This is a genomic window from Rheinheimera sp. A13L, assembly GCF_000217935.1.
Lineage (GTDB): Bacteria > Pseudomonadota > Gammaproteobacteria > Enterobacterales > Alteromonadaceae > Pararheinheimera.
In genome coordinates this window covers 115,235-140,199 of the sequence record NZ_AFHI01000023.1, presented here as the reverse complement: position 1 = coordinate 140,199, position 24,965 = coordinate 115,235, and the positions used below count along the sequence as shown (strand labels likewise).

Genomic DNA, 24,965 nt, shown 5'->3' with positions numbered 1-24,965 from the left:
CCCCTAAACAGCATCTGATTGAAATTTGATACGGGCGGGGGCAAGCCCCGCCCCTACACCTTTTATAGATTAACGTTTTAGCTTTTTCGCTACTTTGGCTTCCAGTGCAGCGATGTCCTGCAACCGGCCTTGATCCGCTGTTGGACGATCCGGACGAGGCGCAGCCTGTTTTGCCTTTTCAATGTAACTCATGGCTGTTTTATAGTCGCGCTCTTCAGTTAAAAATTCTGCATAAAAATAATTGGGATCAATACCTTGAGGGTTAATGCTCAGCGCTTTTTCCAGCATCTTTTTTGCATTTTTATCGCTGCCAAAGCCAATAGGCCAGCCTGGAACTTTGTAGTACAGCACACCTAAACTGGTGTAAGCCGAACCTTGTAAGGCCTGACTGTCCATTTTAAGCGCAGCTTCAAGGTCAGCTTTAGATTCTTCAGCCAACGACATAGCACCCAAACCACCTTTTACTCCGGCATAACTGGATTTAATAATGCCACGCCAAATCAAGGCTTCAGCTTTCTCTGGATTAGCCGCAACCACTGCATTGGCTTGGTTGACCAGTTCTGGAAAAGCTTTTTCTTTCTGCTCTTCGCTCATAGCGTAATTCACTTCAGCCCAGCGGTCCTGCAAAGGCTTAATATCCTGCAGTACATCGGCCTGTGCCACTTGAACTAAAAATAAAGCTGGAATTAAAACTAATTTATTCAATACGTTATTCATATCTACCTCGTTAGTGGTTTTTGCCCACTGCAAATAATTCAATCAGTGTTAATTTACTTTTTAACCCCATATCCACCAGCGCCGGGAACACCCCGTTCAGGCGAACAAAAATCCGTTCAGGCCAACCAAGAAAACGGCGCAGCTCGTTCGACTTCAGCTGTTTAACCAACTGCTCTGCCACCCACTTAGGGCTATCCATACTGTTGCCAAGCTGTTGATTGAGCTGCACTACATCGCTGGAGTTAATAGCGGTTTCTGTCGCTCGTGGTGCAAAATACTTCACCTGTATACCGCTATCGGTCAGTTCACGCTGCAAGGCTTCGGTAAAACCTCGTAAACCAAATTTGGTGGCGCAGTACCCGGTAAAGCCTGGATGACCAATGCTACCGAAGGCTGATCCGACGTTGACGATTTGCCCTTTGTGTTGACGCAACATAGGCAGAAAAAGCTGGCATAGCTGCATAGGCACCAACAGATTAATGCTGACCAAGTCGCTAAATTGCTGCTGCTGACATAAACCAAACTGACTGATCCCAGCATTGTTAATCAGCACATCAATACCACCTTGCTGCTGACAAAATTGCAGTAAGCCGTGTTGCTCTGTTGTGCTGGTTAAATCACAGCAATACACCAAAGTTTCTGCCGCCAACTGGTTTTGTAGCGCACGCAGTTTTTCAACAGAGCGACCGGTTAAAATCAACCGTGCGCCCTCGCCGCTTAACTGCCCGGCGACTTCAGCACCTATGCCGCCCGTCGCGCCTGTCAGCAGCACAGTTTTGCCTGCTAACAAGCTCATGCTATTGCCTCCTCTACCAGCACTTTTTTAGTCAGGCCATGAGGTTGTTCCAGGCTACGAAACACATCGCCGTATAAGTGGAAAAAGCGTTTTGCGCTATCAATGATCAACGCCTGATCGGCTGGCTCTGTGATCTTATTCATCAGGCTTTCAAAGAACTTGATATGGTCTTGATCCAAAGCACCGTGTGAATTCAGGTAACTAAAGGCTTTAGGTGGCAGCTGCAAAGTATCGGCTATTTTGCTGGCCGCCTGCTCAGCAAGAGCTATAGAGGTGCCTTCCAGCACCAGTACCATGCCAAAAAAGCACAAAGGATTCACACGGCGTACCGAATCATAGGCGTAAGACACCATCAGCTCAGTGGCAAAAGCCGGAGTACTGGCACGGGCCTGCTCTTTGTCATAACCACAAGCTGCTATATCGTTTAATACCCATTCCTGATGGCCCAATTCTTCTTCAATGTATTCGGCTACAGCTTCACGTAGCCATTCTTTTGATTCTGGTAACAAAGCGCCCACTGACATCAGCAGCGGTACTGTATGTTTGACGTGGTGATAGGCCTGAGTTAAAAAAGCCACGTAGTGATCCAAGGTAAAATCCCCGGCGAAAGTGCGGCGGATCATCGGAGCATCCAGTAAATAAGCCCGCTCTTGTTCGGTGGCATTAACGAGCCTTTGATAAAAACTCATGGGATCCTCCTGTTACATCATTAGAAAAAAATAAATCATTGATTTCGCTTTGGTATTTTTTAACTACTTCAGCACGGCGTGGCCGGCCATTGGCTGTTAAAGTGCCGTCGGCAACAGACAAAGGTTGAGTTAACAGCTGATAGGCTTTGATTTGGGCGTAATCCGGTAACTGCTGGTTGACGTGAGCCAGATAACCGGGCAACTGCGCTACCGCTTTGAGATCCGCCAGATACAACAAGGCCGCACAATAAGGCTGAGCATCCCCCACCAAAACCGCCTGACGAATTAAACCGCTTTGAGTCAATAATGCCTCTGGCCATTCAGGCGAGATGTTGCGACCCAGGCTTGAGATCAATAAGTTTTTGCGACGGCCCAGAATACGTAACCGGCCTTGTTTATCCAGCTCACCTAAATCGCCGGTAAAGACTTTATCGCTTAGTGACGCCGCATCGCCCAGATAACCCAGAAATGGCTGTTTAACGACAATTTCACCATCGATAATCTCGATATCGCGATGGGCCAAAGGCAGGCCCACTAATTCCAGCTCTGTAGCCGTGCTTTGACCGGCATCCACACTGGATAAAGCCACCACAGAAGCACATTCGCTTAAGCCATAGCCCTGATACACAGGTAAACCCAAACGTGCAGCCTGTTGCAATAAAGCGGCGGATACATGAGCACCACCTACGGCAATAAACTCCAGTGATTCTGGTGCTTGCCAGCCTTGAGCACGTGCCATCACCAAGAGTTGCAGCAGTTCAGGTACTAAAATCAGGCTTTTTGGTGCTGTGCTGCTGATTAGCGCCAGCAAAGCCTGTGGATTAGTCAGTTGACTACCGCTAAAACCACGCAAAAAGTCAGGAGCTATAAGCACTTCGCCACCAGCCAATAAAGGTGCATAAATACCAGCGATATTTTCCAGCAAGGTGCTTAAAGGTAATAAACACAGATGCTTAGGCGCGTCTTGGTTTATGCGTTCCAGCAGACTGTGCGCTACATCAAGTTGACTTTGCGCGGATAAACAGACGCCTTTTGGCTGACCCGTAGAACCCGAAGTAAAAGTAATCTTCTGACAAGTGGCAGGAATAGCAGCGCCAGGGCTTTGTAATTCACGGCGATACAGCAATAAATCGCCCACTTGCTCCAGCAAGGTAAATTCTGCTGCCTGTTGCTCTTTGTCTGAAATATAAAAATCAGGCTCCAGCTGTGTCATTACATGGGCAAGCTGGCTTTCAGATAAATAAGTAGGCAATGGCACCAAAAGTAAATCCGCATCCAGACAAGCTAAATCCAACAAGGCCCACTCTGCAGAACTATTCGCAGCCAACGCAATACGCTGTGCGCCGTAGCCCAGCAATAATTGCTGCCATATAGCCATGTGTTTTTTGATGTGAGCTTGTGAATAAACCAAACCTGTCGCCAAATCGCGTAGTACCGCCGTTGTTGGTAATTCAATACGCATCAGCAACCTCCTTCTGGTAAACGAGCCACTAATTGATGCAACTGCGGCCAGTGCTGATGCGCCAGCACTGTTAATTTTTCATCGCTGTGAATAAGGCGGGTCACGGCTGCTAAATCCATCACACAAACTTTTGGATTGGTATCGTAGTAGCAGCCCCAACTGGCTGCATCTTTACCTAAAGCTTCAGCTTTGGCCTCACCAAGTTCAGTCAGCTCAATGCCATGACGACTTAAAATAGCGCGCACCTGGGTAGTGGCTGCACATAACAAATAACGGTAATTCAGTTGGTCCAGCGCATAAGCCATCAGTACAAACAGCTGCAATAAGCTTTGTCTGTTGATGGCATATAAGTGACCAATTTCAATCAATTGGGAACGTTCGGCATGTATGCCATAAGTGGCCAGTAACTGCTCAACAGGAGCTGACAGGTAGTGTTCGATAAATAAATGTGTTTGCGCAGCACAACGTAATCCAAGCACCGCCTGCCATTCACCCGCTCTGCTTACGCCAAAAAGATTTGGCATAAAACTATGCACATCGGCCTGATACGCTTTAGCAAAACCTGAGGCAATAAACTGCTCAATAGAAGCACGCTGCATGTCTGAGGCTGTCACTAACTGCAACTGTGCCTTGGTATCCGGCACTGACACCTTGACAGCTACAGACGGGTCGAACTGATAAGAAGACAACATAAGCACACTCCTGCATACTGATTTAGCAGGCAGTGTGCGGCAACAAGCTTAAAGAAAACTTAAGGAAACTTCTGGAAGCAGAAATGTTGAAATGAGTAAAATTGATCCAGCGATAAAAAAAACACCGGACCGAATAATTTGCTTTAACGCCATTCGTTATCCAGCCAATCGTACATCAATAGGCTGTAACTTGCGGCGATCATCAGAGCTTGCTCCGCATCAGTGGCCTGTTGATGAACCCAAAGTCTTGGCACTTTGCCCTCAAAAGCTAAAGCGGCCTGTTGCAGTTGATTGGCGCTGATAATGACGCCTGTGATTTGCCGAGCCCAACCCGGGCCCTGGACCCATTGATTATTGATCAGCTCCAGTCGATCGGTCACAGCTTTGATCTGAAAGCTTTGCCTGTCCGATCGTAGTTGCATACGTGCCTGAGCATTGTGTTTTGTTTCCACTACTAATTGCCAGTTTTGACTGCTCGTGCTCAAACTGCACCCCAGGTAACTATGCTCTCGTTGCTGATCTGTGGAAACTACTTGCTCTGAGTTTTCAGAATTACGAAATTCGGTCACCGCATTTAAGTACATAATACGGCAGTGAGTTTGCACCAAAGTTTGTCCTGCAAAGTTGACATCAAAGGCAAAATCGCGTTTGCCAGTCTCTTCCATTTGCTTCACAAAATCACTTTGGTTGTCAGTCAGGTCGTCCAGAATAAAGTTTAACAAGCTCTTTGGCTGCTGTTGCTGACCCGGGATGCCTGAACTAATAAGGCCTGGGCTGGATTGAGTGGTGTTTTGCCAACTCACCTGGGTTGATGCAATACTGAATTGCCCAATTTGTTGTTGATACGCCTTTTCAGTAAATTGCCAGGCTGGCTTTTTTAGCTCATATTTGCTGCTGTTTTTTTCAAAATCTGAGTCCAGCGCTATAGTACTGTCCTGAACATTCTGACAGGCGGTTAACAAAGCAATACTGGTGAGAGTACATAAAAACCTATAGTTAGTAGTGAATAGTTTAGAGGCCATAAAAATTCTTAGCATCAATGCTTTTAGTGAATTGTTCAGATTCTAAGGGATTGATAGTAAGAATTCATTGGTTTGACTTACATATCAGAACATTTATTTAAAACCAGCTCTGCGTTACTCCACCACTTCATAAAAGCGTTTTTTGTGATCCACATAATGTTGCCAGATACTATCCAGTTGCATCTGATACAAAGCAGGAGTTTTGTGATAGTGCAGTCCATGTTCAATCAACAAATCAGCCAGTTGCATGGCTGTTGCCATCGCATTAAAGATGCCTTGTGACGACAAGGGGTCAAAACTCAGAGCCGCATCACCAATGGCAAACCAGCCTTCTCCACAGCCTTTTGATAGTTTTGACGAATTAGCTGCAACCACAGCATGCAGCTGTTCAGTGCCAGGAATGATCTGCTGCACTAAAGTACCAAGGCCCGGCGCTTCGGCTGCTGCTTTTAAAAAGGTGCGGCTGCACTGGCTTAAGTTTTTGTCCAGTTGACTGGCCTGGATTTGTAAGGCAAAAAGCCTGGCCTGAATTGCTGTTCCGGTGAAATCGGCTTGAGCCTGCAGATCAGGCTCAAAAGGCAACTTAGGTAAAGGCGCGCTGTACCACCAGCCCACTGATACTGAACTTAACACACTGATATGCTTCCGAACTTTTACTGCAGCCGTCAGCCAGACCGACAACTGCTGATCAAAGTTTTGTCTGCTTTGCCCCTGCGCACGGGCAAAACTGCTATGACGACCTGTGGCATCAATCACCAGTTGGCAATGAACCTCTGTCCGCTGCGAGTTGTGCTGCAGTTCAACACACCAGCCTTGCGGTTTTTGTTCACTTTTGACAAAACGTGCTGGCCAAAGACAAGACACACCTCGCATTTGTACCACTTCACGCAATTGCTGCTCAAACAATTGCCGATCCAGATGCCAGCCATGCCCATCAGGATTGGCGAGTTGATCAACCACTGTAGGTGTTTCAGTACCCCAATAAGACAACAGGCCGTGAGAGTTTAAATGACCTTCATTCAACAGCTCCAACAGCCTGAGTTTATGCAAAATACGCCCTGCGGCAGGAGCCAGACACTCACCTACCCTTTCTTTTGGTACAGAATGCAGATCCACCAACACCACTGAATAAAATGGCGCTAAAGCAAGGGCGGCAATACAGCCGCCTATGCCTGCGCCTAACACCACTATTTGGGTTTTATTGGCCAGCTTGTTATCATCCATGTCTTGATCCTCTCCCTGCTTCGCCCGCTTAGCGCTTGCGTAATCTGTTGGCTTTGTCAGTCTGACTAAGATCCGGTCTGCGTTGCTGTGGCGGTAATGCTTTTAAATCTTCTTGCTTATCCGCTTTGGTTTTTAACAACCGCACTGGTTTATCCGGTGTCATTCCCACTTGCATCACGGTCGGGAAATGGCTGACGCCCGCTTTGCTTTGTGGCAATACCACAGCCAGATCGGCAAAATGATCAATCATGCTGTTAATTTGCGCTATATAGTCGGTGGATGGGCCTATAGGCAAATCATCCAGCCAGAACTCACGCTCATTAAAGGCCTGCTGACGTTCAGGCAAAGGTAAACTTTCGTTAATCACTTTGGCGTAATTAGCCTGATTCAGCATATTGTTAGGCACACGCGCTGGCCAGAAGGTAGGCAAATATGGGTCATAAGCCAGATTATACCCATCACGGCAACTGGCGGTGTCGGTTTGCCATGGAATAGCCATCCAGCGGGTAATACCACCTGCTACCTGACCACTGCGGATAGGACCGTTGATTTGTAATGCAATTTGCGATGTCATTTCAGGGCCATAATTAATGCCATGAGTGGGCGCTGTATCTTCAGCATGGCGCAAGCGAAAAGCTTCAGAATACATACCAGCAGTGCGCATAGGCCAGGTCATTTCACAGCCGGGATGAAAGGCATCAGCCAGACAAAACTCCATAGCGGCACGGGTTAACATATCAGGTTGCTCACAAAGCGGCACTTGCTCCAGAAGTTGAGGCGGCAGCTTATGGGGTTCATAATCGGCAATAAAATTGCCATTTACCCAGTCAGCTAAAGCACGCAACTGCAACGAAGTTAAAGACACAAACTGGCGAGGTGAAGCCGTGGCGCTGACGCTCATCGCATCGCCATATAACCAGGGCCACAACTGAGGTGAAGCAGCGGCAAAACTTGGATCCCAGCTTTGGGTATTGCTCTGACCATTCGGTGTGCTGAACGCAGTATCCAGTGAACGGAAATTATGCGCCAGAGTGCGACGCGCTTCCTGCCAGGTGCTGGATGGATCAGACAAACGTTTCATCCACTCTTCGGAGGTAAAATCAAAAGCGCTGTTCCAGCCAAAACCAGCGGCATAACCGGCGTTCACCCATTGCAGATCAGTTAAACGCTGAAAAATGGGCAAGATATCATCAGTAAAAGACGGACGTCCCGGCATAGGCAACTGCCCCGCTTCAACAGCTATATCCCGCATTAAGTCCCACATAGTGCGAACCGACTTTTGCATAGGTGCATAGTCAGGCGGCGCGCAGACTACCCACGCTGGTTTGACAGGCAGAGCTTTCCCCCCGTAGTGCACTTTCGCTGTGACAGGACCGTCCGAGGTATCGTCATACCAGCCTTCATTATTACCAAAGGTAATAGCAGGTTTACCTTCAGGGTTGGCCGACTTGCCATGGCCACCCAACATCAGTAAACGCCCTTCGTCATCGGTACGCATTTCGCCCAGATACACAGAAACACCGGTAAAAGTGCCAACAAACTTAGTGCTGCTGCCATCCACCTGTTTGCCAGACACCGTATTGGCGCCACCATCTATTAATAAAGTGCTGCGATCTTTAACCAAAGCATTTCGCAACAACGAAGGATCGGCTTCTGCCGCTTCAGGAATATCCAGCGCCAATTGAAATTCATACCAGGAGGCTTTTTGATTCGCCACCCGAGCACTCCACTCTATGCTGGCATTGTCTGCAGTTAATTCTTTTACCACCTGACCAGAAGCATCAAAACCATAGACGCGAAAACGCGCCGCCTGGCGTTTTAACGCCCCGGTTGCATCCCGATAAAAGGCTGGGCTTTGGGCTATAGGTTGATTCACTTCAGGTCCGATAAAAAACTCATTTGGGCTATTGCCTACCCTCATCACCCCTATAGGCGGATAAATAGCGGCACTGACAATTTCTGCTTCGGGTTCCGAGCAAGACGAAGAAAAAAGCTGACTCATAAGAATATTCCTTTCACTGGGCTAATAGATTAAGGCTTCTGCGTACGGCTAATGCAGTGTGTTGTTTTAATGATAGAAACACGAAAACCAGCCTAGCCCAATAAGGAACAGATGTAAATGCAAGGTGATATTTTTCAGAATGTTGCAGGAGATGGTTAAAGCAGTGTTGGTGATATAACTGTACTTATATAACTGTACTTTAGCTGGTCAGCCAACAGAAAATGAAGTGGTAAAAATGTGGTGTTCTGACATTATTCGCCCAGCGCTAGTCGGGGCTAAGGGGACAACTCAACCCCCGAGCCCCGAAATGTCAGAAGATAAAATCCAGACCGACACTGACCATACTTGCATCGTTGTGGTAACTGAAATCGTACCAGGGTAGGCGATCGCCCTGATCTTTAAACTTGTTAAACTCCAGTTTCACGGCTGCATTGCTCATGGCGTTATAGCGGATACCAAAGGTTGTAATTTGGTGCTCTTCAGCCTCACCTACACCAAAACCCTGATAATCTTTTGTAAGTTTCAGCTTGGCTTTAGACAATCCAACATAAGGTTGCCAGGTCTCATGGTTATAGACTGCACTCAGATAATAAGTCGGGAATTCTGAGCCATAGCCATCATCGTAGGTGACATAGTTGTAATCAAACAAGAAGATAAAATGATCAAAGGTCATACTACCTCCCAAACCTATAAAACTCAGATCAAAATCAGTTAATGGTGATTCGCCCGAACGAATAGGAGTCCCATCCGGATTAGTGCGTCTTTCGATAATTTGGTCTGGAACACCATCGTTATCCAAATCTATTTCATCGAAAAACATCACATCGGCGGTGGTGGAATAGTGAGTTTTAAAATACGAAGCCCGAATATCCAGCCAGTCATTGGATACGGACAGATTCAAGCCCATAATCTCACTCCAGGTGACATCGGCAGTACCAGCTATATAGACACCTTCCGGCGGAAAATAGTAGCCGCCACGGTTGCGCCAAAAGTCATGAGACTTGATATCGCGTTGAGTTTCACGCCCGCCAAAAACCCCCAGATCAACAGACCAGTTATCCAGATAAAAATTATGCAGATAGGTGGCACCATTAAATTGAGTGATCTCCCACCAGTACAGATTTGCCGGCGGTCTGATCCATGGATAGGCATAACCCACTTCCATATACTCGGAAAAATAGTACATAGGTAACATCCGTCTGCCTAACATCACAGTGCCGTTGTCAGACAACTTATAACTTATATAAAGCCAGTCAATGTCAGGGCTCCATTCATCTGCGCCTTTCGCAACCAGCTGAGCAGTAGCCGTCATTTTATCGCTGATATCAGTGCTCATCTGCAAAGCAACCATCGACTCCTGCTCCCAATCCCACTCTTCTACGTAATAGGCATAATCATAAAAATCAACCTGAAATTCGACCTCTCCTGAAGGATCAGGGTCCCCGCTCACCACCTTACCAGCCACAATAGAACCATAACCACTGACACGAATCTCCGCAGTTGCATCAAAAGCAGCCAGTAATGCGCTAATACACAAAATAATCAGTATTCTCATGACACACCTCAGAATGTTGCTATAACTTTGACATTGTCATTAACACTGGACGCATTAACAAAACCAATGGTGTTTGGATTTTTTGCAACAAGTTCAAGCATTTCCTGCACTGTTACTTCTTTAGGGGGAGTGCCTTTTCCAGTAAAGATCAATTTCGACCAATAGGCTTTCACCTGAGCGTCTGTTTTGCCTAATACAGCAGTGTTAAACTCGCTTCGCAAGGGTTCACCTTCGCTGAGTGATAACACTAATGCAGTTTTTCCGTCAGAAAAGCCTTTTTGCTTTCCATAAAACAAACTTTTTACATCATCAATCGATATGGTTGCACTATTGGAAGGGTTCACAATCACAGCAATTTGAGCAGTTGTGGTAGGACTAACAAAACTAAGGATGGATACAAACAAAGCTACAGCGGTTTTCACTGGTGTCGTCATAAAAAACTCCACATGTTTGGTATAAATTACGAGCGGAACACAGCTAAGCTTAGACTGTTAATTTAAAATTGCTAATGTACTTACAATTACTTATCGATATAACGGCTCATGTTTTATGCACTCCACCAGGCCGGGTTACTTCGCTTTTTTGAAAAGGTCTTTAGCCAGCTCAATCACTGCATGCCCTCCCTGTACCCAAGTCGAAATCTTTGGTTTCACCACATCAGACTTGACCCCGATGGTTGGGTTAGTTTGACCAAACAGAGTTCAGGGCGATAACATCATTTGCGTCCATAAAATTCACCTTGCGTAACCTTATTTGTTCATCATACTTAGTTTAATTAGGCTGTTTTAGCCACTTAGCTCAAGCAAAGGCAGTTTTCAACAGTGAGAAGCAGTTATGTCAAACTACATGCTAGGGATATGTTTTCTGCTCTCGCTATTATCGCCAGGCATCTTAGCTGCGCCAGTTCAATCGCTGCATAAGGACAACACCATCTATCTGGCATCATTGGAATGGCCTCCATTTACCAGTCAGCAGTTAGCCAATAACGGTAAAACAGCGGAGCTTGTCAGCCATATATTTAAGAACATGGGGTATAGGGTTGTGATTGATTTCTTGCCCTGGTCGCGAGCCGTAAAACTCAGTAGTGGTCGTAACCCTAAGTATCTGGCTTATTTTCCGGAATATCCGTTACAACATGATGACTTTAAACTGTCTGGCTGTATTGGCTATAGCCATGTCGGCCTGGCAGAGCATAAAGAATCGCCCCTGAATATTAATTCCACAATCGATTTGCAAAATTACCGACTCGGAGTAGTGCAAGACTACGTCAACACCACAACAATTGACCAGATGATTAAAGATAAACGGCTCAATATTGAAGTAAGCCTGACCGACAAGCAAAATTTGCTGCGTCTGTCGCTACAAAGGCTGGACGCTGTGGTAATAGACTACGATGTCATGCAATACCTGATTGCCAGCGACCCGGAGCTCAAAGCCATTGCGCATGTTTTACATTTTAACAGTAGCGAATACGAATTAAAGACGCTTCACATGGCTGTGAATATTCATCATCCTGCAGCCAGCTTGCTAAAAGAATTTAACCAAGTGCTTAGCGCGCAGTCATTACCCAGCAATTTCATTACAACAACGACAGCACATGCTGGCCTATGCCAGCCTTGGTTAAACAGATAGCAACAGCTTACAACTTTAGTGTGAGAGCCAACCTTGGTATCAGGTGCGATACTTAGGGGCAGGTTTTGAGTCAAGCCCCGTTAAAACGGAAACACACCAGAAAATCAGCTCATTAAGAAAACAATAACCAATTCAAACATAGCCTACAGTTCTCCGACACTTAATGGCGATGTACAATCATATCTTTGATTATTATGGTGTTTTCGATAAAAACGCAGGAAAAGTTCGCTGAACTAAGGCAATTGCCGGAAGAACTAACCAGTTTGCTTAAGCCTGTCTTTAGCCAGCTCTATCACGGCATGCCCCAACTGGACCAAAGTGGCAAAATTGGGGGTAGTTTCCGGTTTTAACGAGCGGTAAGCGCTGGTTCTGCTTTTAATACCAGCTTTGGCAATCACCTGACTATGCCCAAATTGCTCCACGTAAGAGCGAACAGCGGCCTGCAAAATATCAGGGCGCCCTTCCTGCATCGAATCCCAGGACGCCTGTTTAATCACAGTTTCCATCTCTTTTACATCAAAGCCGGTTTCTATGGTTTTGTGTTCGCCTTGGGTGATAGCCCGCAATGTCGCAGCAGATAATTCGTTACCGCTCCAGTTTAATGAGCCATCTGTGGTTAAAGAGAACTTCTTAAAGTCTGAAACCTCAGAAAACGGTACATTGCTGAAATACAAAGACAAATCAGCCTGCCCCTGATAACCGTCGTTAAAGGTCAGCTCCAGTTTCTGGTCGCCAATCCACTCTACATCTATGATTTTTAACATACACCACCCATATCACCTAACTTGCCGGGGTTTTCACCTCTAACTGCTTTTTGCCACATCAGCATCAATTGTGGCTTATGCTGAGCAATATAATCTTCAGCTCTTTTACGCTGCTTATTGGGTAAATACCCTTCCAGATTTTCACCTGTTTCAATAGCTATGATCAGCTCGTAGCTGCCATATTTCACATGAAGATGTGGCAACTTATGCTGCTTGTTATCAAAAAAGTACAAGCAAAATGACAGGCCTAAAAAGGCATCAATCTCTGGCATAACAAGGTTGAATTGGTTATTCCAGAAAGACTATAGCAGTGTATCTCTAAGGAGACAAACCACACCTTGATCGTTTTTCCGGGTGCTGGCAAGACTTGCCCCCTATTGGTAGCGCTATCTTATTGAACCTTACTGCTTTAATAACGAAATCATTTCCTTTAACTTCCCTAATAAAACGAATCTATACCGCCAATCACGCAACCGGTATCTCGTTCTAAAAACAAAATCCCGAAATGGTGTATTAGAAAATGCACTTGTCGCTTGCATGTATCGCACAAATGCAACAAAAGCTTTTTCAACATCTTTTTCGCTAATCTCTGCCGCACAGGTATAACGATCAAATATAAGATACTGTTCTGGAAACTCAAAAATCTCGGATTTGTAGGGGTACAAAAGTATCAAAACAGAACCATTAACAAGTTGGCTGAAAACCAATGCAGCACCTCTCTCAGAAATAGTGTTTCTGATTCCCTCCCAAGTATCATATTCAGCGCCGAGCTTTCTAAAACCACAATGGATCTGAATATGATTCGGTAAAACATCGATAGGGTAATCTCGATTAATATTAAGATAAAAGCGATCAACATTATCAAATTCTGATTCAGATATCGTTTTGAAACAACGCTTCACGTATTGCGTTACGTTTAGCCAGGCTACCGCGCTGATGTAACGCTTTCTCTTGCCTCTAGAGATTCTATCCGAATACTTTTTAAGTGCTTTTTCTATTAATGTACTCATGTGGTCAATCTATACCTTCAAGTAAATCGAAAAAAAATCAGGGTAAGCCTTGATATCAAAAATGAATCAGGTGTCAGGTCTTGCACATTGCCCCGAAAGACAAATCAACGCTTAAACTGACAAAGGTCTTTCACAACGGCTCTGGTTTCTTCAGAAAACAGCTCCATCTGTGCATCAGTCAACACACCATACTGCTTAAGCGCGGCAATTTTAAAGTAGGCGCTATTGCGTGACAGGCCATCAAACATGTCAGCTATGGCCTTATCTTCTTTTTTGATCTGATTGTAAAGTTCAAGATAACTTTTATGCTGCTGCCCTGCTCTGCCAGCTGAGAGCTTTTCAATGCGCTGGAAAATTTGTTCACAGGCGACGTTGAGTAATTCGTCTTTTAAATCCCTGATCCTTTTCCAATCTCGTTCGGGTATAGATTTCATTTGATGATCTCCGGGATGCAATAAGGCAAGAGTACTGCACCTCTGACCAAAGCCTCAGTTTTGTTCGATTGGTTTGCACCAAATTAACGCTGATGTACCTGTATTTCAACATGTTTTTAAGGCAAGTGATCAGATTATTTCTCAACGATGAAGCTTAAAGACTTGGTTCTATTGGCATGTTTTACATTACAGGCATAGCCATCCAAACTTCGTTGTGTTTTTTTGTAGATCTCTGTATCACAACAAATCCCATGTTTTCATAAGATGATTGCAAGCGATCATGAGCCAGCTGCAAAGCGATAAGCTCTAGGTTTACAACGGATGAAATTTTGCGGGCTAAAAGAATAATTTCGGCAACAATCAGTTCCGACGCTTTGAATTGTGACTGCTCGTAATACTGACCGCGAAAATCTGGTAAAACATAAAGGTATTCAATCACCATCCAGCTTGTTCTGTTGTCTGGCTTTGAAATAGATAAGCTGAAAATTCCTATGAGGTTTTGTGTATCCAGCGCTTTAGCGTAATAAAGAGTGGTTTCTTTACTCTCGGCCTGTTGAAAACAAGCCCTAAGCCAATTACGTTCATATTCAGTCAGAGGCGACAGTCTGCTAACCTCTTTCTTGACCACACTAGGTAAACGAATCGACCTGGAAACATCCTGTTTCTCGAAGACTATCATAAAATGCTACTGGGTTTTACCTTGCGCCTGAATGTATTTAATAGCATCCAACAATCTATCGGACACTTTTGCTGCCTTTGCCCTTTTAATAGCTGCAGCAGAAAATACAGGCATGGTTTTATTTGGTTTATCTTGCTTAGTTGTTGAAGATTTGCTCATTTAATCACCTCAAGGGCATAGTAGCACATCATAAATGACATTCAAGCTGGATCTGCGAACAGTAACCTATATGCACAAATAATAAGGGCGGGTATAAAACCCGCCCTTACGGCAACTGGTTAATCAGGAGGACTGCTCCCCCGAATTAATTACCAGCCAGTCAGTTCTTTCAGTGCTTTACCGATATCGGCTAAGCTTTTCACGGTTTTCACGCCTGCGTCTTCCAGTGCAGCGAACTTCTCGTCAGCTGTACCTTTACCACCAGAGATGATGGCGCCTGCGTGGCCCATGCGCTTACCAGCTGGTGCAGTTACACCGGCTATGTAAGACACAACTGGCTTAGTCACGTGTTGCTTGATATAAGCAGCAGCTTCTTCTTCAGCTGAACCACCGATTTCACCGATCATGACGATGGCTTCAGTTTGTGGATCGTCCTGGAACAATTTCAGGATATCGATGAAGTTAGAACCTGGGATTGGGTCACCACCTATGCCTACACAAGTAGACTGGCCGAAACCGTAATCCGTAGTTTGTTTTACTGCTTCATACGTCAGAGTGCCTGAACGTGAAACAATACCTACTTTACCTGGTAAGTGAATGTGGCCTGGCATAATACCAATTTTACATTCGCCCGGAGTGATCACGCCTGGGCAGTTAGGGCCAATTAAGCGTACGCCTAATTCGTCACAACGTACTTTAGCATCCAGCATATCCAAAGTAGGAATGCCTTCAGTGATACAAACGATCAGCTTGATGCCACCGTTTGCAGCTTCCAGGATAGAATCTTTACAAAAAGCTGCAGGTACATAAATTACTGATGCTTCTGCACCAGTCGCTTCTACTGCTTCTTTAACTGTATTGAATACTGGTAAACCTAAGTGAGTTTGACCGCCTTTACCAGGAGTCACACCACCAACCATTTTAGTGCCGTAAGCAATGGCTTGTTCAGAGTGGAAAGTACCCTGAGCACCAGTGAAGCCCTGACAAATTACTTTGGTATCTTTATTAATTAAAACGCTCATTGATAACCCCTTATGCCTTAGCCGCTGCAGCAACTACTTGCTTGGCAGCACTAGTCAGGTCTGTGTCAGCGATAATATTCAGGCCGCTTTCAGACAGCACTTTAGCACCCAGTTCTGCATTGTTACCTTGCAGACGAACAACAACTGGTACTTTTACGCCGACTTCTTTCACTGCGCCGATCACACCTTCAGCAATCATATCGCAACGAACGATACCGCCGAAAATGTTGATGAATACCGCTTTAACAGCGTCATCAGACAGGATAATTTTGAAGGCTTCAACAACACGTTCTTTAGTCGCACCGCCGCCAACGTCCAGGAAGTTAGCTGGTTGGCCACCGTGTAATTTCACGATGTCCATAGTACCCATAGCTAAACCGGCACCGTTAACCATACAGCCGATATCGCCACCTAAAGCTACGTAGTTCAGTTCCCATGAAGCAGCATGTGCTTCACGTGGATCTTCCTGTGAAGGATCCTGCATAGCTTTTAAATCAGGGTGACGGTACAGAGCGTTGCCGTCGATCACCAGTTTGGCATCTAAGCAGTGCAGATCGCCGGCAGGAGTGATAACCAGAGGGTTCACTTCCAGCAGAGCTAAATCTTTGTCTTTAAACAGCTGAGCTAAGCCCATGAAAATTTTCACGAACTGTGCAACTTGCTTGCCTTCCAGGCCTAATTTGAATGCTAATTCACGACCCTGGAATGGCTGAGCGCCTACCAGTGGATCTATTGCAGCTTTCAGAATTTTTTCCGGAGTTTCGTGGGCAACAGTTTCAATTTCCACGCCGCCTTCAGTAGACGCCATAAACACGATACGACGTGAAGAACGGTCTACTACTGCACCTAAATACAGTTCTTTCGCGATGTCAGTACAAGGTTCAACCAGGATACGACTTACAGGCTGACCTTTTTCGTCTGTCTGGTAAGTCACCAGTTGCTTACCAAGCCATTTTTCAGCAAAAGCTTTGATGTCTTCTTTGCTCTTAACCAGTTTAACGCCGCCCGCTTTACCGCGACCACCAGCGTGAACCTGAGCCTTGACAACAAACATGTCGCCGCCGATTTTATCTGCAGCTTCTACCGCTTCTTCAACAGTTGCTGCGGCGATGCCTTTCGATACAGGCAAACCATATTGGGCAAACAGTTGTTTACCCTGATACTCGTGCAAATTCATGGCTATTTTCCGTTCATTTTGACATTGAAGGCTACACCGAAGGTGCAACCTGACCTTTAGATCGGCGCGTATTATAGTGCCAATCAGTCTGATAAAAAATGCTGTTGCTACAAAACAACAGCATTTTTAGTTACTTTTTCCAGATATCAGATATCCAGCAGAATACGGGTTGGATCTTCCAGTAATTCTTTGATAGTCACCAGGAAGCCTACTGACTCTTTACCATCGATGATACGGTGGTCGTATGACAGTGCTAAGTACATCATTGGCAGAATTTCCATCTTGCCGTCTACCACCATGACGCGGTCCTGGATTTTGTGCATGCCCAGAATAGCGGATTGTGGCGGGTTGATGATTGGAGTAGACATCAGAGAACCAAACACACCACCGTTCGTGATAGTGAAGTTACCGCCCGTTAAGTCGTCCATAGACAGCTTACCGTCACGGCCTTTTAAGGCTAAGTCTTTGATGGCTTTTTCGATTTCAGCCAGGTTCATTTTGTCACAGTCACGCAGTACAGGTGTTACCAGACCACGAGGTGTAGACACAGCGATGCTGACGTCGAAGTAGTTGTGGTACACGATGTCATCGCCATCAATAGCAGCGTTCACTTCCGGGAAACGTTTCAGCGCTTCAGTCACAGCTTTGACGTAGAAAGACATGAAACCTAAACGGATGCCGTGACGCTTTTCAAACACGTCCTGGTACTGCTTACGCAGGTCCATGATTGGTTTCATGTTCACTTCGTTGAAGGTCGTTAACATGGCTGTAGAGTTTTTCGCTTCTAACAGACGGTTAGCGATGGTTTTACGTAAACGTGTCATAGGCACACGTTTTTGTGAACGATCACCTTGCACCGGAGCAGGAGCAGCAACAGCAGCTTTAGCAGGAGCAGCTGGTGCACCGGCCAGGAATTTCTCTACGTCTTCTTTAGTCACACGGCCATTTTTACCAGAACCCTGGATTTTAGCAGCGTCTAAGCCTTTTTCAGCGATCAGGCGGCGAACAGACGGCGTTAATACGTCATCTGATTCTGCAGCAGGAGCAGCAGCGGCCGGAGCAGCATCAGCTTTGGCAGCAGGTGCGGCGGCAGGAGCTGCAGCGCCAGCGTTCATATGACCAATCACTTGTTCAGCCAATACAGTTGCGCCTTCAGCATGAACGATTTCGCCCATAACACCATCGGCCTGAGCTACCACTTCAAGTACAACTTTATCGGTTTCAATGTCCACCAGGACTTGATCACGGCTAACGGCTTCACCTGTTTTTACATGCCAGGTGGCGATTGTTGCATCTGCAACTGATTCTGGTAGTACCGGGACTTTAATTTCCACTTTGTCACCTTTTTTAAAATTTGGGTTCTGAATCGTTACTTAAACTAAAGTCAGAGCGCCTTGCGGCAGCACTGACTGAATACAAAAACGGCACAACCACAGTTGTGCCAAATTATTAAGCAATAGTTAAAGCTGCGTTGACTAAAGCCTGTTGCTGTTTGTTGTGCACAGACAAGTAACCTACTGCAGGTGAAGACGAAGCTTCACGGCCAGCGTACGTCAGTTTTCCACCGGCTGGGATTGAAGCCCAGAAATGGTGTTGACTGCAGTACCAGGCGCCCTGGTTTTGAGGTTCCTCCTGACACCAGACAAAATCTTTTACGTGCTGGTAGTCTTTCATGATCGCTTCCATCTCTTGTGCAGGGAATGGATACAACTGTTCAATACGGACAATAGCAATGTCAGTCAGATTGCGTTTACGGCGTTCTTCCAACAGATCGTAGTACACCTTACCGCTACACATCACCACACGTTTCACATCAGCTGGCTTGATTGGATCAATTTCAGCAATGGCGTTCTGGAATACACCAGAAGCGATTTCTTCTAAAGTAGAAGTGGCTAACGGGTGACGTAATAACGACTTAGGTGACATCACAATCAGAGGACGACGCATTGGGCGTACCATCTGACGGCGGATCATGGCATACACCTGAGCCGGAGTGGTTGGAACCACAACCTGCATATTGTGATCAGCACAAAGTTGCAGGAAACGTTCTAAACGGGCTGAGGAGTGTTCCGGGCCCTGACCTTCGTAGCCATGAGGCAACAAGAGTGTCAGACCACATAAACGGCCCCACTTCTGCTCGCCTGAGCTTAAGAACTGGTCAATCACGACCTGAGCGCCGTTGGCGAAGTCGCCAAACTGGCCTTCCCAAATCACTAAAGCACGAGGTTCAGCTGTGGCATAACCATATTCAAAAGCCAATACCGCTTCTTCTGACAAGGCAGAGTCGTACACCTGGAAAGGACCTTGTGAGTCGCTGATATGTTCCAGTGGCGTATAAGTTGAAGCATCGTTTTGGCTGTGCAACACGGCATGACGGTGGAAAAAGGTACCACGGCCAGAATCCTGACCTACGATACGAATACGGTTTCCTGCGCCCACTATAGAAGCGTAAGCCAGAATTTCTGCAAAACCCCAGTCGATCTTTTTCTCGCCTTTGAGCATTAAAGCACGGTCTTCGTAGACTTTGCCAACCTGACGCTGCAAGGTATGAGATTCAGGCACTGCAATGGCTTTTTCACCTAAAGTGACTAAATCTGGCACTGTCATACTGGCATCGTAAGCCACATTCCAGTCATGGCCTATGTATGGAGTCCAGTCGACTGAAACTTCAGTCATAGGACGCCATTCTTCTACCACGCAGTCGCCTTTATCTAAGGCATCACGGTAACCATCGACCATCTGCTGCACTTGTTCAGCTGTCACCACGCCTTCAGCAATCAGCTTCTGGGCATATAACTCACGTGGAGTTGGGTGTTTTTTGATTTTCTGGTACATCAGCGGCTGAGTTGCATTTGGCTCGTCCGCTTCGTTGTGACCGTTACGACGGTAACAAACTAAGTCTATCACCACATCACGTTTGAAGGTGTTGCGGTAGTCTACGGCCAACTGAGCCACAAAAATCACAGCTTCAGGATCATCACCATTCACATGGAAAATAGGTGCCTGAACCATCTTGGCGATGTCAGTACAGTACGGCGTAGAACGGGTGTCTTCAGGGTTAGATGTAGTGAAACCCACCTGGTTGTTAATCACCAGACGAATAGAACCACCTACTTTGAAAGCACGGGTTTGAGAAATGTTGAAGGTTTCAGCTACTACGCCCTGACCAGCAAAAGCTGAGTCACCATGAATAGTGATAGGCAGAGCTAAAGTACCGTCAGTGCTGCCACGGCGGTCTAAGCGGGCACGTACAGATCCCATAACCACAGGGTTTACGATTTCTAAGTGCGACGGGTTAAAGGCCAAAGCTAAGTGAACATTGCCACCTTTGGTTTCGAAGTCAGACGAGAAACCCATATGGTATTTCACGTCACCTGCACCAACCACTTCGTATTTACCCGCAAACTCGTCAAACAGCTTGCCCGGGTTTTTACCCAGTACGTTGATCAGCGTATTTAAACGACCACGGTGCGCCATACCAATAATACAGTCTTTTGCGCCCTGCTCGCCTGCACGATGGATCATGGCTTTGAGCATTGGCACCATGGCGTCACCGCCTTCTAAACCAAAACGCTTGGCGCCCGGGAATTTAGAAGCCAGGTATTTTTCCAGACCATCAGCGGCCACTAAGCCTTGCAACAGTTTGGTTTTTTCTTCTTTTCCGAACGCACGTGAAGCCTGTTGGCTTTCTAAACGTTGTTGGATCCAACGTTTTTCGTCCGTCGAAACAATGTGCATATACTCAGCACCGATAGAACCACAGTAGGTGGCTTCCAGGGCTTTGTATAAGTCGCCTAACTTCATACTGGCGTCGCCACCAGCAAAAGAGCCGACATTAAATTCGGTATCAAAGTCTGCCTGAGTCAGGTCGTGATAGGACAACTCCAGATCACGCACACGCGGCTGCTTCCACAGGTTCAGCGGATCGAGGTTTGCATGCTGATGACCACGGAAACGGAAGGCATTGATTAATTGCAGAACTTTCACCTGGCGCTGATCCGAACCACCAGCATTCACCGTAATAACTTCACGGTGTTTGTTTTTGGCGAGTTCAGCAAATTGCTGGCGAATGTCACTGTGACGGGATTCGAGTTCTACGCCGTCAATTTTGGGCAGACTGGCAAAAAACTCACGCCATTCATCACTGACGCTGGTCGATTCAGCTAAGTAGGATTCATAGAGCTCATCTACATAGGCCATGTTGCCACCGCCTAAATGAGAAGACTCTAACCACGCCTTCATTACACCTTCGTGCATTTAGTTTCCCTTATTCGAAGCACCTGGAAAAAATTCGCAAAAAGCGGCCTGAGGTTTCAGGCGCGCTTCATTTTATACCAATCAGACCAATTAAGCTCTGACAAAGGGCGCTTAAAGCGCCCGGTTTAATAGCATAGACTTGATCTGACCTATAGCTTTGGTCGGGTTCAAACCTTTTGGACATACGTTGACACAGTTCATGATGCCATGGCAGCGGAACACGCTGAATGCATCATCTAAATCGTTTAAACGTTGTTCAGTGGCAGTATCACGGCTGTCAGCTAAAAAGCGGTAGGCATGCAATAAACCAGCTGGTCCGATAAATTTATCCGGATTCCACCAGAACGATGGGCAAGAAGTTGAGCAGCATGCACATAAAATACACTCGTACAGGCCATCTAACTTTTCACGATCTTCAGGTGACTGCAGGTATTCGCCCGCAGGTGGTAACTTATCATTGATCAGGTAAGGCTTTACCTTTTCATACTGAGTGTAGAACTGAGTCATATCCACAACTAAGTCACGCACTACAGGTAAACCTGGTAATGGACGGATCACCAGTTTGCCGCCTTTGCCCTTGCCAAGTGCTGACAATGGAGTAATACAGGCTAAACCGTTTTTACCGTTCATATTCAGACCGTCTGAACCACAGACACCTTCACGGCAGCTGCGACGGAATGATAAGGTTGGGTCTTGTTCTTTTAATTTCAACAGTGCGTCTAACACCATCATGTCACGACCCTCTGGATTCTCCAGAGTATAGTCCTGCATACGTGGCGCTTTATCGACGTCAGGGTTGTAACGATAGACAGAGAATTCTAACTTCTTCATTCTGCATCCCTCTTAGTACGTACGTGCTTTAGGCGGGAAAGCTTCACGGAACTTAGGTTCCATATTCACTTTACGCTTAAACATTGATTCAGTATCTGGCGTGTAGACGCTGTGGCATAACCAGTTTTCGTCATCACGATCAGGGAAGTCAAAACGAGCATGGGCGCCACGGCTTTCAGTTCTGTAGTTGGCAGCAACTGCAGTAGAAAACGCGGTTTCCATCAGGTTGTCCAGTTCTAAACATTCAATACGCATGGTATTGAAGTCTGAGCTCTTGTCATCCAGACGTGCATATTTCAGACGTTCACGGATTTCTTTCAGCTCTGCTAAACCTTCAGCCATAGCAGCGCCTTCACGGAATACCGAGAAGTTCAGTTGCATACATTGCTGTAAGTCTTTTTTGATTTGAACCGGGTCTTCACCCTGACCTGGTTTGCTGTCTTCCCAACGTTGAGTACGGGCTAAAGCAGCTTGCAGATCGGAATCAGAGGCAGCACGGTATTCAGAGGTTGCAGAGAGTGCTTCACCTAGGTGTAAACCTGTAGCACGACCGAATACCACTAAGTCTAACAAGGAGTTACCACCTAAGCGGTTGGCACCATGTACAGACACACAAGCGATTTCGCCACAAGCGAATAAGCCTGGAACCACAACTTCAGAACCGTCAGCTTTTGGATGAATTACCTGACCATGTACGTTGGTTGGAATACCACCCATCATATAGTGACAGGTTGGGATCACAGGAATTGGTTCTTTCACCGGGTCAACATGAGCGAATGTCTTGGACAATTCACAGACACCTGGTAAACGGCTTTCTAAAACTTCAGCACCTAAGTGGTCCAGTTTCAGCTTGATGTGTGGACCCCAAGGACCATCACAACCACGGCCTTCACGGATTTCAGTCATCATAGAACGAGCTACAACGTCACGACCCGCTAAGTCTTTGGCGTTTGGCGCATAACGCTCCATAAAACGCTCGCCGTCTTTATTTAATAAGTAACCACCTTCACCACGACAACCTTCAGTCACCAGAGTACCGGCACCTGCAATACCTGTCGGGTGGAATTGCCACATTTCCATATCCTGCAGCGGCACACCGGCACGTAAAGCCATACCTACACCGTCACCAGTGTTGATGTGCGCGTTGGTTGTAGAGGCGAAAATACGACCTGCACCACCAGTAGCCAGAACTACTGCACGGGATTTGAAGTAAACAATTTCACCGGTTTCGATTTCAATGGCAGTACAACCTACCACGGCGCCGTCCTGGTTTTTCACCAGATCCAGTGCATACCACTCAGAAAATACCTGAGTTTTGTTTTTTACGTTTTGCTGATACAGCAGGTGCAATAAAGCATGACCAGTACGGTCAGCAGCAGCTGCGGTACGGGCGGCCTGTTCGCCACCAAAGTTTTTCGACTGACCACCAAAAGGACGCTGATAAACACGGCCGTTCTCAAAGCGAGAGAAAGGTAAGCCCATGTTTTCCAGTTCAGTAATGGCTTCAGGGCCAGTTTTACACATGTATTCAATCGCGTCCTGGTCACCGATATAATCGGAACCTTTGACGGTATCAAACATGTGCCATTCCCAGTTGTCCGGGTGAGAGTTACCTAACGCAACAGTGATACCACCTTGCGCAGATACAGTGTGAGAACGGGTTGGGAATACTTTGGATAACAAAGCACAGGTTAAACCTGATTCAGTAATTTGCAGAGCGGCGCGCATACCTGCACCACCTGCGCCTATTACTACGGCATCAAATTCGCGTACTGGAATATTCACTTAAACACCCCACAGAACAAAGAGACCAACAGCCACATAGCCAAAAGCTAAGGTGTACAACAGGAACTGTAAAACGCCACGCAGAGCTGCATTTTTGACGTAATCAGTTAATACCTGCCACAAACCAATTTTGGTGTGAACTGCGATACAAGCTAAGGTTAATAAAGTGAATGCTTTCATCAGCAGACCGGAAAATAACGCTTTCCAGACATCGTAAGTCACTTCAGGAGTGACCAGGAAAAATCCCAGAATAAACAGAGTGTACAGCGTCAGAATAATGGCTGTGGCACGTAACGAAACGTAGTCTTTGACACCGTCACGCTTTAAACTGGCTTGATTCAGAACCATAACCAAACTCCTGTTAAAACAGCTAATACAATCCACAGTACTATAGTAATGACTGCGCTCAGGTTACCGGACTTCAGTTCTTCCCAGTGGCCCATGTCCATAATCAAGTGACGGATGCCACCAATCATGTGATAAAGCAATACTGTGATAGTACCCCAGGCGATAAACTTGGCGATGAAGGATTGTAATACCAGTTTCACTTGCTCAAAGCCTTCCGGAGAAGACAAAGAGACTGCCCAAGCCCAGATCACAAACACTAAAGCGAAAAACATGGCGACGCCAGTTACGCGGTGCAGGATCGACGCTAACGCAGGAGCAGGAAAAGATATTGTTGTAAGGTCGAGATTTACAGGTCTTTGCTTTTTCACAGTTTCTTGCCCATCGACGCTCTTTATAGAGCTTTGTTGTCATTATGTGTTGCTGAATATTCAGTCAACGCCCAATGGATATACAGGCTACAGCTCAATGTGGTTCAGCCTGTTTTTTTATCTATCAAACGCTGAACAGGTTTAAAACCCGCGACAGTATATAATTCACCACTTCGGATTACAATTTATGTTTGATTTGGTTATCGAATTTCTGCGTACTCTAGCCTACAGCATTCAACTTTGATGGCAATACGACCAGAGTCGAATACTTATTATCCAATCGCGCATTAAAATTGACTTTTAGGCAGCACTTGACGTTAGAATAGGTGCGAAAAGGTTT

General features: G+C 46.1%; 25 protein-coding genes. 1 reads left to right on the top strand and 24 read right to left on the bottom strand.

Annotated elements, in window-relative coordinates:
- Positions 1-69: 69 nt before the first annotated feature.
- From RHEIN_RS13105 to RHEIN_RS13060, 10 genes are all read right to left on the bottom strand, one after another.
- Positions 70-717 (bottom strand): tetratricopeptide repeat protein, encoded by a 648-nt coding sequence (locus RHEIN_RS13105; protein ID WP_008899456.1) that lies wholly within the window; start codon positions 715-717, stop codon positions 70-72.
- 10 nt (positions 718-727) lie between these two features.
- Positions 728-1,513 carry an SDR family oxidoreductase gene (locus RHEIN_RS13100; RefSeq protein WP_008899455.1) on the bottom strand — a complete coding sequence of 262 codons (786 nt, stop codon included), beginning with the start codon at positions 1,511-1,513 and terminating at the stop codon, positions 728-730.
- Complete coding sequence (locus RHEIN_RS13095) at positions 1,510-2,202, bottom strand: TenA family transcriptional regulator (RefSeq protein WP_008899454.1); 693 nt, start codon at positions 2,200-2,202, stop codon at positions 1,510-1,512. Before RHEIN_RS13095 ends, RHEIN_RS13100 begins: the two co-directional genes overlap by 4 nt.
- Positions 2,177-3,664, bottom strand: coding sequence for an AMP-binding protein (locus tag RHEIN_RS13090; protein ID WP_008899453.1), 1,488 nt, complete (start codon positions 3,662-3,664; stop codon positions 2,177-2,179). Before RHEIN_RS13090 ends, RHEIN_RS13095 begins: the two co-directional genes overlap by 26 nt.
- The gene (locus RHEIN_RS13085; protein WP_008899452.1) at positions 3,664-4,356 is read right to left on the bottom strand and encodes a thermostable hemolysin; all 693 of its coding nucleotides are present in this window, start codon (positions 4,354-4,356) and stop codon (positions 3,664-3,666) included. Before RHEIN_RS13085 ends, RHEIN_RS13090 begins: the two co-directional genes overlap by 1 nt.
- 143 nt (positions 4,357-4,499) lie before the next feature.
- Positions 4,500-5,378: a hypothetical protein gene (locus RHEIN_RS13080; RefSeq protein WP_008899451.1), complete on the bottom strand. Its 879-nt coding sequence runs from the start codon at positions 5,376-5,378 to the stop codon at positions 4,500-4,502.
- Between the two features lie 114 nt (positions 5,379-5,492).
- Positions 5,493-6,602 carry an NAD(P)/FAD-dependent oxidoreductase gene (locus RHEIN_RS13075; RefSeq protein ID WP_008899450.1) on the bottom strand — a complete coding sequence of 370 codons (1,110 nt, stop codon included), beginning with the start codon at positions 6,600-6,602 and terminating at the stop codon, positions 5,493-5,495.
- Positions 6,603-6,630: 28 nt separating this feature from the next.
- Complete coding sequence (locus RHEIN_RS13070) at positions 6,631-8,604, bottom strand: LodA/GoxA family CTQ-dependent oxidase (RefSeq protein WP_008899449.1); 1,974 nt, start codon at positions 8,602-8,604, stop codon at positions 6,631-6,633.
- Positions 8,605-8,914: 310 nt separating this feature from the next.
- Positions 8,915-10,159, bottom strand: coding sequence for a porin (locus RHEIN_RS13065; RefSeq protein WP_008899448.1), 1,245 nt, complete (start codon positions 10,157-10,159; stop codon positions 8,915-8,917).
- 8 nt (positions 10,160-10,167) lie between these two features.
- Complete coding sequence (locus RHEIN_RS13060; protein ID WP_008899447.1) at positions 10,168-10,593, bottom strand: phosphate ABC transporter substrate-binding protein; 426 nt, start codon at positions 10,591-10,593, stop codon at positions 10,168-10,170.
- Between the two features lie 400 nt (positions 10,594-10,993).
- Between RHEIN_RS13060 and RHEIN_RS13055 the strand changes: the two genes are divergently transcribed.
- Complete coding sequence (locus RHEIN_RS13055) at positions 10,994-11,791, top strand: substrate-binding periplasmic protein (protein WP_008899446.1); 798 nt, start codon at positions 10,994-10,996, stop codon at positions 11,789-11,791.
- A 254-nt stretch (positions 11,792-12,045) separates the two neighbouring features.
- On the opposite strand, the gene dhiA is transcribed toward RHEIN_RS13055, so the two are convergent.
- The 14 genes from dhiA to sdhC all read right to left on the bottom strand — a co-directional run bounded on the left by dhiA (position 12,046) and on the right by sdhC (position 24,625).
- On the bottom strand, positions 12,046-12,555 hold the full coding sequence (gene dhiA / locus RHEIN_RS13050; RefSeq protein ID WP_008899445.1) for a type II toxin-antitoxin system antitoxin DhiA: 510 nt from the start codon (positions 12,553-12,555) through the stop codon (positions 12,046-12,048).
- Positions 12,549-12,827, bottom strand: a complete 279-nt coding sequence (dhiT, locus tag RHEIN_RS13045; protein WP_008899444.1) for a type II toxin-antitoxin system toxin DhiT — start codon at positions 12,825-12,827, stop codon at positions 12,549-12,551. The genes dhiA and dhiT overlap by 7 nt, the downstream gene beginning before the upstream one ends.
- 129 nt (positions 12,828-12,956) lie before the next feature.
- A complete protein-coding gene (locus tag RHEIN_RS13040; protein WP_008899443.1) occupies positions 12,957-13,565 on the bottom strand; it encodes a hypothetical protein in 609 nt (202 codons plus the stop codon).
- Positions 13,566-13,669: 104 nt separating this feature from the next.
- On the bottom strand, positions 13,670-13,999 hold the full coding sequence (locus RHEIN_RS13035; protein WP_008899442.1) for a hypothetical protein: 330 nt from the start codon (positions 13,997-13,999) through the stop codon (positions 13,670-13,672).
- A 181-nt stretch (positions 14,000-14,180) separates the two neighbouring features.
- A complete protein-coding gene (locus RHEIN_RS13030) occupies positions 14,181-14,678 on the bottom strand; it encodes a GNAT family N-acetyltransferase (protein WP_008899441.1) in 498 nt (165 codons plus the stop codon).
- A 6-nt stretch (positions 14,679-14,684) separates the two neighbouring features.
- A complete protein-coding gene (locus tag RHEIN_RS21055; protein WP_008899440.1) occupies positions 14,685-14,837 on the bottom strand; it encodes a hypothetical protein in 153 nt (50 codons plus the stop codon).
- A gap of 149 nt (positions 14,838-14,986) precedes the next feature.
- On the bottom strand, positions 14,987-15,859 hold the full coding sequence (gene sucD / locus RHEIN_RS13025) for a succinate--CoA ligase subunit alpha (RefSeq protein ID WP_008899439.1): 873 nt from the start codon (positions 15,857-15,859) through the stop codon (positions 14,987-14,989).
- Positions 15,860-15,869: 10 nt separating this feature from the next.
- On the bottom strand, positions 15,870-17,036 hold the full coding sequence (gene sucC, locus RHEIN_RS13020; RefSeq protein WP_008899438.1) for an ADP-forming succinate--CoA ligase subunit beta: 1,167 nt from the start codon (positions 17,034-17,036) through the stop codon (positions 15,870-15,872).
- A 146-nt stretch (positions 17,037-17,182) separates the two neighbouring features.
- A complete protein-coding gene (odhB, locus tag RHEIN_RS13015; RefSeq protein ID WP_008899437.1) occupies positions 17,183-18,370 on the bottom strand; it encodes a 2-oxoglutarate dehydrogenase complex dihydrolipoyllysine-residue succinyltransferase in 1,188 nt (395 codons plus the stop codon).
- Between the two features lie 115 nt (positions 18,371-18,485).
- Positions 18,486-21,293, bottom strand: a complete 2,808-nt coding sequence (locus tag RHEIN_RS13010) for a 2-oxoglutarate dehydrogenase E1 component (protein ID WP_008899436.1) — start codon at positions 21,291-21,293, stop codon at positions 18,486-18,488.
- A gap of 111 nt (positions 21,294-21,404) precedes the next feature.
- Positions 21,405-22,124 (bottom strand): succinate dehydrogenase iron-sulfur subunit, encoded by a 720-nt coding sequence (locus RHEIN_RS13005; protein WP_008899435.1) that lies wholly within the window; start codon positions 22,122-22,124, stop codon positions 21,405-21,407.
- 12 nt (positions 22,125-22,136) lie between these two features.
- Positions 22,137-23,909, bottom strand: a complete 1,773-nt coding sequence (sdhA, locus tag RHEIN_RS13000) for a succinate dehydrogenase flavoprotein subunit (protein ID WP_040555159.1) — start codon at positions 23,907-23,909, stop codon at positions 22,137-22,139.
- A complete protein-coding gene (sdhD, locus tag RHEIN_RS12995) occupies positions 23,910-24,257 on the bottom strand; it encodes a succinate dehydrogenase, hydrophobic membrane anchor protein (RefSeq protein WP_008899433.1) in 348 nt (115 codons plus the stop codon).
- Entirely contained in the window at positions 24,248-24,625 is a 378-nt protein-coding gene (gene sdhC / locus RHEIN_RS12990; protein WP_083826317.1) for a succinate dehydrogenase, cytochrome b556 subunit, read from the bottom strand. The genes sdhD and sdhC overlap by 10 nt, the downstream gene beginning before the upstream one ends.
- Positions 24,626-24,965: the final 340 nt, after the last annotated feature.